This window comes from Emticicia sp. SJ17W-69, from assembly GCF_051209875.1.
Lineage (GTDB): Bacteria > Bacteroidota > Bacteroidia > Cytophagales > Spirosomataceae > Emticicia.
The window spans coordinates 3,187,599-3,200,713 of sequence record NZ_JBNTQY010000001.1 but is presented as its reverse complement, the minus strand read 5'-3'; the positions used below and the strand labels follow the sequence as shown (position 1 = coordinate 3,200,713).

Sequence of the window (13,115 nt, the reverse complement as noted above, 5' to 3'; positions counted from 1 at the left end):
CTAAATTTTTTTGGCAATGAAAAAATTGTCATCCCACGCATAGGATTTTTTTGGTAAAATTTCGAGTAACTCAAAACCCGACATATTTAGTAGTAATCGAACTTCATCTTTTGTGAAAGCCCGTAAAGTTGAAAAATCTTGTCCTATTTCTTGATATGTTTGATTTGAATCTAATTGATAATAAACCGAACTCCAGTCCCATGTCCAGCCTGTTTTCAAATTTGGTTTACTTTCACTATTACGTTTATAGTAATTTTCACCAAAAGAGGCTATCAGTTCATCTTTTTTCAATTCTTTAAAGTCTAAGAATAATTGAGCAGCATCAATCGCATCAAACATTAATATGCCATTTGGTTTTAAATTTTTATAAATGCAATCCATGCTTTGCAAAATATCGTATGTAGTTGTAAGATAGCTAATACTTCTTCCTGTAATTAAAAAACAATCAGAAGTGGAAGGCAAAGAAAAGTTGCGAACATCGCCTTGTGTAAACGAAGCATTGGGTGCATTTCGGGTAGCGATATCAAGCATTTCTTGGAAAAGGTCAATTCCAAGATACTCGTAATTAGCATCGACTAAACGCTTGGCTAAGTTCCCTGTACCACAACCAATTTCAACAATTGATTTTATTTGATGTGCTTGAAGATAAGTCTCATAGAAGGCAAATTCATCATCATAATTAAATAATGTTTGATAAATTTCATGATAAACCTTGGCTAAGCTTGTATATAATTTGCTCATTTTAATATAAAAAACCTTTTTTAGTTTGCTGAATTATTTGTTGAAAAAAATAAAAAATTACTTAACATTCTAACTATTCTTGTGCTTATGAACAAAGCTGAACTTAATTAAATTATTGCTCAAAAGACAAATTTAAATATTAATGAAGTTAAGTATATTACTGAGTCTTTGTTTAACATTATCAAACAAGAAATAGTAAACGGTAACAAAGTTGGTTTTAAAAGTTTTGGTACTTTTTTACAGAAAAAGCGTTCTGCAAAAAAAGCACAATTAATTCAAGAAAAGAAGACAATTTTAATTTCAGAACGCCATATTCCTGCTTTTGTGCCTTCCAAACATTTTCAAGTCAAATAGTGTTAACGCAAAATGGATATAAACGAATGAAACACATACCTCAAATAAATTGTAAATAACCCAATTAGTAAAATCAATCGACTAAAACACAAAAGGAATTTTCTTTTGTGTTTTTTTTAATTTTTGGGAAATGTGATACTAATTGTAGTTCCTTTGTCATCTTCACTTTTAAATGCAATTTTACCCGAATTAATATCCACTAACTCTTTGATCAATACTAATCCGAGACCTGTTCCATATTCTTTATTCGTACCTAAATTTGAAGCATTATTTTTCAAATTAAAAAGGTCATTAAGCTTTTTATTGGACATCCCAACACCATTATCTTTTATTTCAATTATATAATTATTATTGTATTCTAAAAATGTAAAATTTATTTCCCCACCGATATTGGTGAATTTTATGGCATTTTGTAGTAAGTTTCTGATGATAATCTTTAAATGATTATCATCAACTATTATATGAGCTTCCTTTGGAATTTGATTTTCAATGACTATTTTTTTTGATTCAAAGAAAGGTTTCAATAAAAGAATCTGTTCATCAACAATGTTATAAATTAAGGTTTTAGAAATTTGTGGTTTTAATCCTCCCATTTGTGAAAGCGACCAGTTTAACAAGTTTTCTAACATATTGTGAATATTACTAACCTTAAAGCTCAGTTCATTTGCTGCTGATGCGAACTCATTTTGATCTAATGCTCCCCAATTAATGAGCATCATATAGTTTTTAAGACTGGCTACTGGCGACCGCAAATCATGTGAAAGAATAGCAAACAATTTATCTTTGTTTGAATTAAGTAATCCCAATTCAACCTTTTGCTTTTCTATTTTTTGGTTATTTCTTTGTAGAAAAATCAAAAAACTGATAAGTAAAAACACAAAAAAAATAACGACTACTAAAAATATTAATTGCTGTTTTTTTTGAGATTCCAAAAGTGTAATTTCTATTTCTTTCTTTTCAAGGTCTAAATTTGCCTTTTGCTGAGTCATTTGCAACTTGCTATTTTGTGTTTGTCGTTTTTCTTGTAACCATAAGCGAGTTTCGGCTAAATTCTTACTTACTTGCCATGCTTTCTTATAATCTTCTTGCTCAAGATACAATGTTTCAAGGTTACGAAAGATAAAAAGCAAGTGAAAAGTGTCAATTTTAGGTTTATTTTTTTCAATATCTAAAATTTTAAAAAAAATAGTTTCAGCTTCAGGATAGTTCTTCAATTTTGTTTCCAGCCTACCAATGTCATTCATATAGACGAAATAGCCTTTAGTCTTTTTTAATTTCTTTTTTGAAGCACTCAATTTTTGTCGAAAAGAAAGTGATTCATCAAATTTTCCTTGTTTATCAAGCAATTCACAATAATCCAAGCCACCTGAAAACCAACTGTCAATATCGTATTTTTCACAAATACTTAGAGCTTTATAAGCAGCATTTATCGCTTCCTTGTAGATCCCTTTCGCTTGATAATATGAAGATAACATTTCATAACAATATGTCTGGACTTTCCAATCATTGGTTTTTTTAGCATAAGTCAGTGCCACACTATAAAAGTCTAATGGATTGCCAATATGTTGATGATCTGAAATAATACCTAATAGCATATAGCAATTAGCTAAATTTGTATTGTCTTGATTACGTTTAGCAATTGAAATTCCTTTGTTGAGCCATGCACCTGCACTTGATTCATCCTTAATATAATACAAATACATAAAACCGATCTTATACATGGCATTTGCAGCTGCCTTTAAATCATTTTTTTGTTGGGCAATAAGCAGAGATTGTTTTAAAAATGCAATACTGGAGTCAATATTTGAAAATTCGTACTTTATACCTATCTCGTATAATAGGCGTATGTGACTACTATCAGTTTTTACATTTGATAATTGCCTTTTTAGAAAAGTAATTTCTTGTGCATTTGTAGATAAGTTTATAATCCCAAAAAGAAATAAGGGAATTAAAATATTTTTGAAATAATATGACCATAGGAAATTTGCCATAATCAAATTTAAATTCAATTATTTCTACTGATAAGGCTTCCCTCTATGTGTTTACGGTTGATTTGGGACCTATATTGATCTCCGATCGGAATTGTTTTCCCAGAACGAAGAATAATATCATTTTTTGCAATCGAACTTATCATTGAACGGTTTACTAGGTACGAACGATGCACCCTCATAAAAACATCACTTTTGAGATGCTCTTCCATTTTCGTGATTGATAATAATGGCATATATGTTTGATTGGTTGTAACAATCTCCAAAAAATTTTCTTGGGCCTTCATATAATATACGTCTTTATAATCAATTTGAATATAATTGAGATTTTCTCTTACAAAAAAGTATGGTTCGATGCTTACAGATTCTGGCGTATTCGACAATCGTTGTCTTACTTTTTCAATACTTTTAATGAAACGTTCGAGGTCAAGTGGTTTTAACAAGAAATCTACTGGTGACACTTCATAACAATCCAAAGCATAATCACGATGAGCCGTGACAAAAATCACTAAGGGAGCATTACGAATACTTTTTATAAAATTAAGGCCTGAAATGTCGGGCATTTCGATATCACAAATCAATAGATCTATTTCCGATTCAATCATTTTGGAATAGGCGTCCATAGCTGAATTACAAGTGCCAATCAATGTAAGAACTGGATTCAATTGCACAAATTTGCTAATAATTTTTTGCCAATTTATGTCGTCATCTATGATTAGGGTATTGATTTTCATTATAAAGAAATGGTTGAAAATTATAGTTTATTTTTTGTGGACGATTTAGGTAGTTTCATTTACAAAATAGTGGGATTTATAAATTCTTAGTTTTTTTATTTTGCTACATTATTTACTCTTTTTACTTTTGAATGTAATATTCATTGTTTAAATAATCCAATAAAGATTTAAAAACTTTGACTCAAAAACAACATTTGCGATCAAAACCATATCTGTATGACAAAAGCCGAGCTTAATCAAGCAATTTCCAATAAAACTAATTTGGATCTAATTGAAGTGTGTGTAATTACTGAATCTTTATTTGGTGTGATTAAGCATGAAATTGTTCAGGGAAATAAGATTACATTTAAAGGCTTTGGTACTTTTTTTCATAAAAAACGTTCTGCAAAAAAAGTACAATTAATTAAAGAAAAAAAGACAATTTCATTATCAGAGCATTATATTCCTGCTTTTTTTCCTTCGCCATTGCTGAAAAAGGAAATTTCTAAAATTTAGTAAATTGTTACATAACAATCGTATTCCTAAAAAATAAACAAAAGCACTAATAGAAACCCAAAAGTAGAGAAATTCAAATTAAACACAAGAGGATTTATTCTTTTGTGTTTTTTTGTTGATTATTTATAGTTAATCAAATAATACCTATAAGTTCGAGTTTGGCTTTGAATATATAAAACAATGATATTTAGAAGCATGTTTGGAAATGTATATATTTTTTGCAAAATTTGTTCATCAAACTAAAACCTACCCATGAACAAACAATTATCACTTCTCAGTTTACTATTTATAAGCTTTTTAGGATTTTCACAAAATCCTGCCCCCGCATCACCTCAATCAAAGCCTATTGCATTAGTGGGTGCCACTATTCATGTTGGCGATGGAAAAATTATTCAAAATGGTACAATCGTATTCGATAAAGGAATGATTACTGCTGTCGGAGATGCTTCAACAAATTTCAACAAATCAAATACTGAAATCATCAATGTAAGTGGTAAATCTGTTTATCCAGGCATTATTGCTCCTGCAGCATGGGCAGGTTTGATAGAAATTACATCGGTTCGATCAACTCTTGACCAAACCGAAACGGGCTCTTTCAATCCAAATGTGCGAACTTTGATTGCTCACAATACTGATTCTGAAGTGATTCCTACTATTCGTGGAAATGGAGTGTTGATTGGTCAAACAACTCCAGAAGGAGGTATTATTTCGGGTACTTCTTCTGTGATGGAATATGATGGTTGGAATTGGGAGGATGCAGCCCTAAAAAAAGATGATGGCATTTGGTTAAATTATCCAACCCTTATTGCTCGTCAATTTAGCTTTGAAGAGTCTAAATTTGTAATCAAGAAAAACGATAAATATATCGAACAAAAAAACGATTTGCATAAGTTTTTCGCAGATGCACTCGCTTATGCTGAAACGACTACTCCAACTATTAAAAATGCAAAATTAGAAGCCACAAGAGGGCTTTTTGATGGCTCTAAGCGACTATTTATTAGAACTGAATCGGGCAAAGAAATTATTGAGTCGGTGAGACTTGCCCAACAATATAAAATCAAAAATATTGTAATTGTTGGTGGAGAAGAAGCTGATTTAGCTATTGATTTTTTGAAAGAAAATAGTATTCCAGTAATTGTTGCTCCAACGCATCGTCTTCCAAGTACAGTTGACGAAGATGTTTGGAATCCATATAAACTTCCTGCAAAATTAATGAAAGCGGGTATTCTTACAGGAATGTTTTATACTGAAGAGTTTTGGCGTACAAGAAATTTACCTTTTGCGGCAGGAACTGCTGCTGCATTTGGGATGGAGAAGGAAGATGCCTTAAAAATGATTACTTTAAATAATGCAAAAATTTTGGATATTGATAAGCAAGTAGGTACACTCGAAGTTGGAAAGATGGCTACCATTGCGGTCTCGACAGGCGATATTCTTGATATGAAAACTAACAAAGTTGTTTATGCTTTTATAAGAGGTAAAAAGATTGACTTAGACGACAAACAAAAAAGATTAAACAAGAAATATGTTGAGAAATATGGCATTTCAGAAAAATAGACTTGCCAGATGTTATTAAAAAAATAAAAGGATTACATAAATATTTATGTAATCCTTTTTTATAAAATGGAGATTTTTATTTCCTAAAAACAACCCAGACAGCCAAAAATATGAGCCCAAATCCTACTAAATAATTCCATTTTAAAGGCTCTTTCAGATAAAGTACAGCAAAAATTACAAAAACAACCAAGGTTATCGCTTCTTGAATTGTTTTTAGCTGAAAGGCATTGAATTGTCCATAGCCGAGTCGATTGGCAGGAACCATAAAAAGGTATTCAAAAAAGGCAATTCCCCAACTAATCAATATTGCTTTCCATATTGGCAAATCAGGACGTTTCAAATGTCCATACCATGCAAAGGTCATGAATGTATTGGAAACGATAAGTAATACTATTGAACGCATGAAATAATTTCGAATGAGTGAATGAGTGAATGAGTGAATTTTTGTTAATTTGTACTATTAAAGACCAAAATTAAATATTATTAGACAAAGAATATGTATGTGCTGAAAAATTAAACATTCACTCATGCTCACATTGACTTATTGAATTAATGAAAATAGGAATTATAGGTTTAGGCGATATGGGTAAAATGTTTGCTCGAATTTGGGCAAATGCTGGTTATGAGGTATATGGTTGTGATTTGCCACAAAATCGAGAAATTTTAGAAAACGAATTAAACAGTTTTGGCATCCAAATCTTGAGTGATGGCATAGCTGTTTCACGTATTTGTGATTTTATTCTATATTCAGTTGAGGCCGAAAATATTGAAAAAGTAGTTGCCCAGTGTGGGCCATCTACTAAATATGGTGCGATTGTAGCTGGGCAAACTTCTGTAAAAACCCCCGAAATTATTGCTTTTGAAAAGTATCTTCCGAAAGATACCCAAATTGTTACTTGTCATGCCCTCTACGGCCCTGCTGTCAATCCAATAGGTCAAACGCTTGTGCTTATCAACCATCGAGCAAACAATGATGCTTTTGATGAGACAATAAAAATTTTCACTAAAATTGGTTCAAATATTCATCAATTAGAAGATTTTCATGCACATGACCGCATGATGGCTGATATTCAGGCGGTTACACACGTTGGATTTGAAAGTATTGGGACTGCCTTTATGCACAGAAAAGTTTATCCATGGGAAAATGTTTTGCATCCAAATGGACTCGATAATGTAAAGTTTTTGATGACTTTACGCATTTATAGCTATAAATTTCATGTTTATTCGGGACTTGCCTTGCTCAATCCTTATGCCAAAAAAGATGTTAGAAGCTATGCAAAGGCAGAAAGTGAACTTTTTGAATTGATGATCGAAGAAAACGAAAAAAAGTTCAGAAAAAGAATTTATGCAGCACGCGATCTTGTTTTTAAAGACAAATCAGAAACATTAATGCTGGATGACAAAATTATGAGTGAATTTAGTTTAAGTCAAGATTTTGGACATAAACCCAATTCTCATCTTAGTCTATTAGCAATGGTTGATACTTGGCATAAATTAGGAACAAATCCTTATAAAAACTTGATTTGTCAAACACCTCCATTCAAACTTCGTGTAGGAATGGCTGAGTATCTATTTCTCAATGAAGATTTATTGGAAGAAACCATTTCGGCCGCTCTATTTGATAAATCAATACGAGGAGAAGATTTGGCTTTTCATACAGCCGTACATGAATGGGCTAATATTGTAGAAATGGGAGATAAAGAAAGCTACCGAAAACATTTTGAAGCAACAAAAGCGTATTTATCTGATCGACTTGATGAAGGACGACAAAAAAGTGGTCAATTAATCGCTAAACTTCAATCTTTATAAAAGCATTAATTATCAATTACTTATAAATTAAAAAGTAGTATATTTATTAATAATGAGTTAAAACATATTACAAATTTTGTAACTTTTTTAAATAAATGTTGTCTAAATGATTAAAACAGATTTATCAAAATATAATAATGATTGGTATAAAAAATCAAACCTTACTAGGGGGATCTTCCTTTCAGTGTTTTGGTTTTTGGCAAATCGTATTTTTATTAAATCATACTTATTGATACCCGTTTCGATAAAAGTTTTTATTTTAAGGAAATTTGGTGCTAAAATTGGTAGTAATGTAATGATGAAGCACGGAATCAATATTAAGTATCCATGGAATTTGGAAGTTGGAAATAATGTATGGCTTGGAGAAAGTATTTGGATTGATAATTTAGATAAAGTGAAAATTGGAGATAATGCTTGTATTTCACAAGGTGCGATGCTACTCACAGGAAATCATGATTTTGGAAAAGATACATTTGATTTAATTGTGAAACCAATCATTATTGAAGAAGGTGCCTGGATTGGAGCAAAAGCTGTAGTTTGTGGAGGTGTAACTTGCTATTCACACGCTGTTCTAACTGTCAATTCGGTTGCTACAAAGAATCTTGAGTCTTATTCAATCTATCAGGGTAATCCAGCACAACGTATCCGTGAGCGAATTATCGCCATTAGATAAATAAATCAATAAAAATATTCCGTATTTATACTTTTTTTGTTTGAAAAAGTATTTATTTTGTAAATAATTGTTAGCCCAAAATTCGATAAATATTCTTTCTGATGTTCTCTACATTTGAATCACTTATACCAGACAAAAATATTCAAATCCTGATTTCGGCAATTGTTGCAATGGTTATCAATTTGCGTTCAATTCCCGTAATCATTAATATTAGTGGACTTCGAGGGTTGATGGATAACCCTGTTAAACGAAGCTCTCATAAGACACCTACACCAACTTTTGGTGGCGTTGCTATCTTTGCAGGCATACTCATTGGGTATATGATTTGGAATTTTGGCGATGAAGGTATTTTAATTCATAAAGTTTTTGCAGGAACGGTTATTCTGTTCTTTTTGGGTGTAAAGGATGATTTATACGCACTTTCTCCTACCAAAAAAATCATTGTACAAATCATGGCTTCAGCAATTGTTGTTGTTGGTAGTGATTTAAGAATTTCAGATTTATTTGGAATTTTTGGTATTAGCCACATCCCGTATATCATTAGTATTCTTTTGACAATTTTCTTTTTTGTGGCAATGATTAATGCCTTTAACCTGATTGATGGTATTGATGGTTTAGCAGGTGGAATTGCGATGATTGCTAGCACAGGATTTGGGCTTTGGTTTCTTGTTAATCACCATTATTCTTTGGCTTGTTTAGCTTTGTGTCTGGCGGGCTCATTGGTTGGCTTTTTGCGATTTAATTTTTCCCATACCAACAAGATTTTTATGGGCGATACAGGTTCATTGATTATTGGTTATATTATTACAGTTTTGGCGGTTAAATTTATACACTTCAATGTAATGCACGCTTGGGAATCAGATATTTCTTTTGTAAGTGCTCCTGTGATTGCCATTGTTATCTTAATTATCCCTATTTTTGACACCATTCGAGTATTTGCCATTCGAATTTTGCGTGGAAAATCTCCTTTTAAAGCTGATCGTCTTCACATGCACCATTTGCTGATTGACAATAATTTATCGCATCTTCAGGCTTCATTTTCTCTATATTTTGTAACAATCGCTCTTACCGCCCTTACCTACATGGCAAGAAGTTATTTTACGAATACTGAGCTATGTTTCTTTATCATATTCTTATTGATTTGCTATTTCTTGGTAGGTAGTTTACTTGAGGTAAGAAGGCTTCAATTGAAGAAAGATGAATTAAACGTTGGTGATAAACCAGCTAATCCAAACCCTAAAGCTGAAAAGATCAGACTTACTGAAAGTATTAGTGCAAATTAATTTGCAAGATTTAATAATAAAAAAGGTTCTCTTTTGATACAAAGAGAACCTTTTTTTATCGATACCAAAAACAGTTTTACAAGAAATACTGATGTGAATGTAAAATAGTTATTGCTAAATAAAGCTCAATACTTATTTGAACTTAAAAAAACCTTAAAATTTTCGTTGATAGATACCTTTAAACTTGGTTGCTCTATAATCAGCAGCTAAAGCTGGAATCCTTTGAAATATTTTTGGAATCACATTCTGCTTATCAATAATGATTGTTGGAGGGTCTTTCTTAAAATTATCAAAGATATTTATGATACTTTCATAATTATCGGGATTCTCCAAATCTATTTTTGATAAATCCCAGTTGAGATAGCAAGTAGCCGATTGCCCTTCTTTGTATTCATCAATTCTCTCTCCAATCACCAACATTTTTTGCCCTTTCATGAAACGCGGCAAGTCTTTGGGCTTAATTCTCATATCGGCAAGTTGATTGAAACCATTGCCAATTAATGGGGTAACTCCTTGATATTGAGCAAATAATATAAAAACAAAAAGCGTCATAAAGAGTGTTTCTGGCAAGAAAGTTCCACGAACATGAAGGAAGAAACCAGTAATAAAAAAGGCAAAACACGGAACAAAAATAATAAATTGCATAGGTGATACATTGGGCGATAAAAATAGAGCCAACATAGCCGCAAATATCCAAATCAACATAATTTGTTGTGTACGTTGTTGATAACTGTTGTAACGACTTACACGAGTAAGACTTAAAAAACCAAAGAATGAGAGTGCAGATGGAATTGAAATGGCTATTAATGCACTTTTAAAATCTTCTAAGCTGTATTGTTTTATCCTGAAAATACCACTAAACCAGTTATATTTGAATTCATCAAGACTATCATAGAAATAGAAATACAAAGCAGCGAGAAAAAGCGGTAAAGTAAAGCCAAGAATAGCAAGGAAATGTTGTCTAAGGTTGGCATTTGTGAAAAATATTAATGAGGCGATTCCCCAAAAAATAAAAATCATTGAAGGTTGATGAAATAAAACAGCGATACCAATATAGAGTCCTACTTCAAATACTTCATCAGAAACGCCTTCACGGCGTTCCATTTGTTTAATTAATTTATTGAATGCAAAAAGTAGGAATGTAGTAGAAAGTAAAACAGGTGAAAGCTTCGTCATGTCGAACGAAAGGCTCATCATTAATATATATATTAAGCCTGGAGTGTAATTTTTTTCGAGAAATGTTTGGCGTGTATTACAAACAAATGTAAAGTATAATGCCTGAAAATAGGTAATTAATATTGCAATAAACTCATAAGCTGATTGTGTTCTACCAAATGAAACATCAATAACCCAATAGACAAATGCAGATAAAGGGCCAACATTTGTCCAGAGTTCTTTATATAAAAAACTACCATTATGTATCTTTTCGCCTACAATCATCCATTCTAACTCTGGTAAAAGAATTGGAAGTTTGTCACCAAAAAAAGGTAGCTTTACAAGCAAAACAAGCAAAAGCAGCGAAAAAATATGAAACAGAGAATTTAATCTAAAAAATGTTAACAAGGCAGTAAAATTTAGTATTCATTGCAAAGTTATGAAAAAAGTATTTGATGTAAGAAACTTTACTTTATTTAACCCAAAAAAATGCGGATATTTGTGAAAATAATGATGATTGAGTGAATGATAGAATGATTGAATAGATCATCTGTTTTTAAATATTGGGTTTATTTCAAATTCAATCATTCAATCATTCCAACATTCAAAAATTAGTTTAAGATGGAAACGAAACGACAAAGACAGGTAGCAAAACAAATTCAGAAAGACTTGGGAGAGATTTTTCAACGTGAAATGAGAACTGCATTTGATGGTGCATTTGTAACAATAACTGATGTGAAAACAACGCCTGATTTGGCGATAGCAAGAGTTTATATGAGTTTTTTGCTTGCAAAAGACAAAGAAGGACTTTTACAAATCATAAGGGAAAATACGAAGGTAATTCGTAATCATTTGGCTGAAAGAGTAAGACATCAGTTTAGAATTATCCCTCAATTGCAATTTTATATTGATGATACTGCCGAATATGCTCAGAAGATTGATGCTTTATTTGCAAATATTCTTATTCCTCCTGCTCCCGTTGATGAAGATTAAGTTATGTGATTTATGACAAATGTTGGCAAACAAGGTAATTGAAGGACTCTATTAAACCAAAAAAACTTTTTGAACCTATCATTATTAATAGCTAAGCGGTATTTTTTTTCTAAAAAGAAGAAAAGCTTTATCAATTTTATATCCATTATTTCTATGTTGGGTATTGGTGTTGGTACAATGGCTTTGGTAATTGTCTTGTCAGTTTTTAATGGGTTAGAAGATTTAAATAGACAAATCTTTAAGTCTTTTGACCCAGATATTAAAATTTCAGCAGCGAGTGGGAAAAGTTTTGTTTTAGAAAAAGATAAGTTGCTGAAAATAAAGGAATTGTCTGGTGTTGCTTATGTGACAGAAGTCATTCAAGATAATGCTCTTGTGAAATATAATAATTCGCAAATGGTTGTTAATCTTAAAGGTGTTGATGACACATTCCAAAAGCACAGTCGTTTAAAAGAATCTTTGGTGGAGGGGAATTTTGTGCTTTCTAAAGATAGTATAAACTATGCTTTTATTGGAGGAAACGTATACATGGCTTTGAATATTTCATTGCAAAACATTATCGAACCACTCGAAATATGGTATCCAAGAAATAACAAAACGATTTCGCTTAACCCTCAAGATAATATTAATTCATTGATTATCAATGTTTCAGGGGTTTATTCATTAGAACAATTTCATGATGATTTTGTCTATGTGCCACTCTCTTTTGCTCAGCAGTTAACTGAATATGGAAACAAACGAACTTCTTTAGAGGTGCAATTAAAACCAGAGGCAAATCTTAGAAATGTACAAGATGAAATCGCAAGTATTTTGGGAAGCAATTATTTGATTCAAAACCAAGATGAGCAGAATGCAACATTATTTAGGGCGATAAAATGGGAGAAGCTTTTCATCTTTGTAGCTCTAATATTCATTATTGGCATTGCATCATTTAATATTTTCTTTTCTTTAACAATGCTTGTTATCGACAAAAAAGATGACTTAAAAACACTTTCTGCAATGGGTGCTGATGAGGCATTAATCAAGAAAATATTTTTTAAAGAGGGGGCGATTATTTCTTTTGTAGGAGCAATTGTTGGATTGATTGTTGGGGGACTAATTTGTTATTTGCAAGAAAAATATGGAATAGTTAAAATGGGTATGCAGAGTGCAATTATAGATGCGTACCCAGTGAAAATGAATCCGTCGGATTTTGTATTAACAGCAATAGCAATTATTATTATTACACTTATTGCATCATATTTACCAGCCCAAAGGGCAGCCAAAATTTCGTAAACAAACTAACGTTTTAGCTTATTATCAGCCCAAATGATTAAATACTTAAAAATTGCTA

Annotated in this window: 13 protein-coding genes; 8 read left to right on the top strand and 5 right to left on the bottom strand. The window is 31.5% G+C overall.

The features are described from left to right. Window positions 1–741, bottom strand: coding sequence for a class I SAM-dependent DNA methyltransferase (locus ACQUQZ_RS13015; protein ID WP_435355427.1), 741 nt, complete (start codon window positions 739–741; stop codon window positions 1–3). Window positions 742–852: 111 nt separating this feature from the next. Here ACQUQZ_RS13015 and ACQUQZ_RS13010 point away from each other — a divergent pair, with 111 nt between their 5' ends. Next, window positions 853–1,095 (top strand): HU family DNA-binding protein, encoded by a 243-nt coding sequence (locus ACQUQZ_RS13010; protein WP_435357654.1) that lies wholly within the window; start codon window positions 853–855, stop codon window positions 1,093–1,095. A 116-nt stretch (window positions 1,096–1,211) separates the two neighbouring features. Here ACQUQZ_RS13010 and ACQUQZ_RS13005 read toward each other — a convergent pair whose 3' ends face one another. Next, the gene (locus ACQUQZ_RS13005; protein WP_435355426.1) at window positions 1,212–3,104 is read right to left on the bottom strand and encodes an ATP-binding protein; all 1,893 of its coding nucleotides are present in this window, start codon (window positions 3,102–3,104) and stop codon (window positions 1,212–1,214) included. Beyond that, window positions 3,101–3,817 carry a LytR/AlgR family response regulator transcription factor gene (locus ACQUQZ_RS13000; RefSeq protein ID WP_435355425.1) on the bottom strand — a complete coding sequence of 239 codons (717 nt, stop codon included), beginning with the start codon at window positions 3,815–3,817 and terminating at the stop codon, window positions 3,101–3,103. The genes ACQUQZ_RS13005 and ACQUQZ_RS13000 overlap by 4 nt, the downstream gene beginning before the upstream one ends. Window positions 3,818–4,033: 216 nt before the next feature. On the opposite strand from ACQUQZ_RS13000, the gene ACQUQZ_RS12995 reads away from it, so the two are divergent. Then, the gene (locus tag ACQUQZ_RS12995) at window positions 4,034–4,312 is read left to right on the top strand and encodes an HU family DNA-binding protein (protein ID WP_435355424.1); all 279 of its coding nucleotides are present in this window, start codon (window positions 4,034–4,036) and stop codon (window positions 4,310–4,312) included. Between the two features lie 252 nt (window positions 4,313–4,564). Next, window positions 4,565–5,869: an amidohydrolase family protein gene (locus tag ACQUQZ_RS12990; RefSeq protein ID WP_435355423.1), complete on the top strand. Its 1,305-nt coding sequence runs from the start codon at window positions 4,565–4,567 to the stop codon at window positions 5,867–5,869. Window positions 5,870–5,945: 76 nt separating this feature from the next. On the opposite strand, the gene ACQUQZ_RS12985 is transcribed toward ACQUQZ_RS12990, so the two are convergent. Then, on the bottom strand, window positions 5,946–6,272 hold the full coding sequence (locus ACQUQZ_RS12985) for a DMT family protein (RefSeq protein ID WP_435355422.1): 327 nt from the start codon (window positions 6,270–6,272) through the stop codon (window positions 5,946–5,948). A gap of 149 nt (window positions 6,273–6,421) precedes the next feature. Here ACQUQZ_RS12985 and ACQUQZ_RS12980 point away from each other — a divergent pair, with 149 nt between their 5' ends. The 3 genes from ACQUQZ_RS12980 (at window position 6,422) to ACQUQZ_RS12970 (ending at window position 9,634) form a co-directional block, all read left to right on the top strand. Continuing rightward, complete coding sequence (locus ACQUQZ_RS12980) at window positions 6,422–7,678, top strand: NAD(P)-binding domain-containing protein (RefSeq protein WP_435355421.1); 1,257 nt, start codon at window positions 6,422–6,424, stop codon at window positions 7,676–7,678. A gap of 106 nt (window positions 7,679–7,784) precedes the next feature. Then, entirely contained in the window at window positions 7,785–8,351 is a 567-nt protein-coding gene (locus tag ACQUQZ_RS12975; protein WP_435355420.1) for a WcaF family extracellular polysaccharide biosynthesis acetyltransferase, read from the top strand. Window positions 8,352–8,452: 101 nt separating this feature from the next. Further along, window positions 8,453–9,634: a glycosyltransferase family 4 protein gene (locus ACQUQZ_RS12970; protein ID WP_435355419.1), complete on the top strand. Its 1,182-nt coding sequence runs from the start codon at window positions 8,453–8,455 to the stop codon at window positions 9,632–9,634. A 153-nt stretch (window positions 9,635–9,787) separates the two neighbouring features. Here ACQUQZ_RS12970 and ACQUQZ_RS12965 read toward each other — a convergent pair whose 3' ends face one another. Beyond that, window positions 9,788–11,146, bottom strand: coding sequence for a hypothetical protein (locus ACQUQZ_RS12965; protein ID WP_435355418.1), 1,359 nt, complete (start codon window positions 11,144–11,146; stop codon window positions 9,788–9,790). 264 nt (window positions 11,147–11,410) lie between these two features. On the opposite strand from ACQUQZ_RS12965, the gene rbfA reads away from it, so the two are divergent. Further along, the gene (rbfA, locus tag ACQUQZ_RS12960; RefSeq protein WP_435355417.1) at window positions 11,411–11,782 is read left to right on the top strand and encodes a 30S ribosome-binding factor RbfA; all 372 of its coding nucleotides are present in this window, start codon (window positions 11,411–11,413) and stop codon (window positions 11,780–11,782) included. A 153-nt stretch (window positions 11,783–11,935) separates the two neighbouring features. Continuing rightward, window positions 11,936–13,057: an ABC transporter permease gene (locus ACQUQZ_RS12955; protein WP_435355416.1), complete on the top strand. Its 1,122-nt coding sequence runs from the start codon at window positions 11,936–11,938 to the stop codon at window positions 13,055–13,057. Window positions 13,058–13,115: the final 58 nt, after the last annotated feature.

Coding starts and splice junctions, on each gene's coding strand:
- ACQUQZ_RS13015 (WP_435355427.1), bottom strand. CDS start 741: ATGAGCAAATTATATACAAGCTTAGCCAAGGTTTATCATGAAATTTAT.
- ACQUQZ_RS13000 (WP_435355425.1), bottom strand. CDS start 3,817: ATGAAAATCAATACCCTAATCATAGATGACGACATAAATTGGCAAAAA.
- ACQUQZ_RS12995 (WP_435355424.1), top strand. CDS start 4,034: ATGACAAAAGCCGAGCTTAATCAAGCAATTTCCAATAAAACTAATTTG.
- ACQUQZ_RS12990 (WP_435355423.1), top strand. CDS start 4,565: ATGAACAAACAATTATCACTTCTCAGTTTACTATTTATAAGCTTTTTA.
- ACQUQZ_RS12985 (WP_435355422.1), bottom strand. CDS start 6,272: ATGCGTTCAATAGTATTACTTATCGTTTCCAATACATTCATGACCTTT.
- ACQUQZ_RS12980 (WP_435355421.1), top strand. CDS start 6,422: ATGAAAATAGGAATTATAGGTTTAGGCGATATGGGTAAAATGTTTGCT.
- ACQUQZ_RS12975 (WP_435355420.1), top strand. CDS start 7,785: ATGATTAAAACAGATTTATCAAAATATAATAATGATTGGTATAAAAAA.
- ACQUQZ_RS12970 (WP_435355419.1), top strand. CDS start 8,453: ATGTTCTCTACATTTGAATCACTTATACCAGACAAAAATATTCAAATC.
- rbfA (WP_435355417.1), top strand. CDS start 11,411: ATGGAAACGAAACGACAAAGACAGGTAGCAAAACAAATTCAGAAAGAC.
- ACQUQZ_RS12955 (WP_435355416.1), top strand. CDS start 11,936: ATGTTGGGTATTGGTGTTGGTACAATGGCTTTGGTAATTGTCTTGTCA.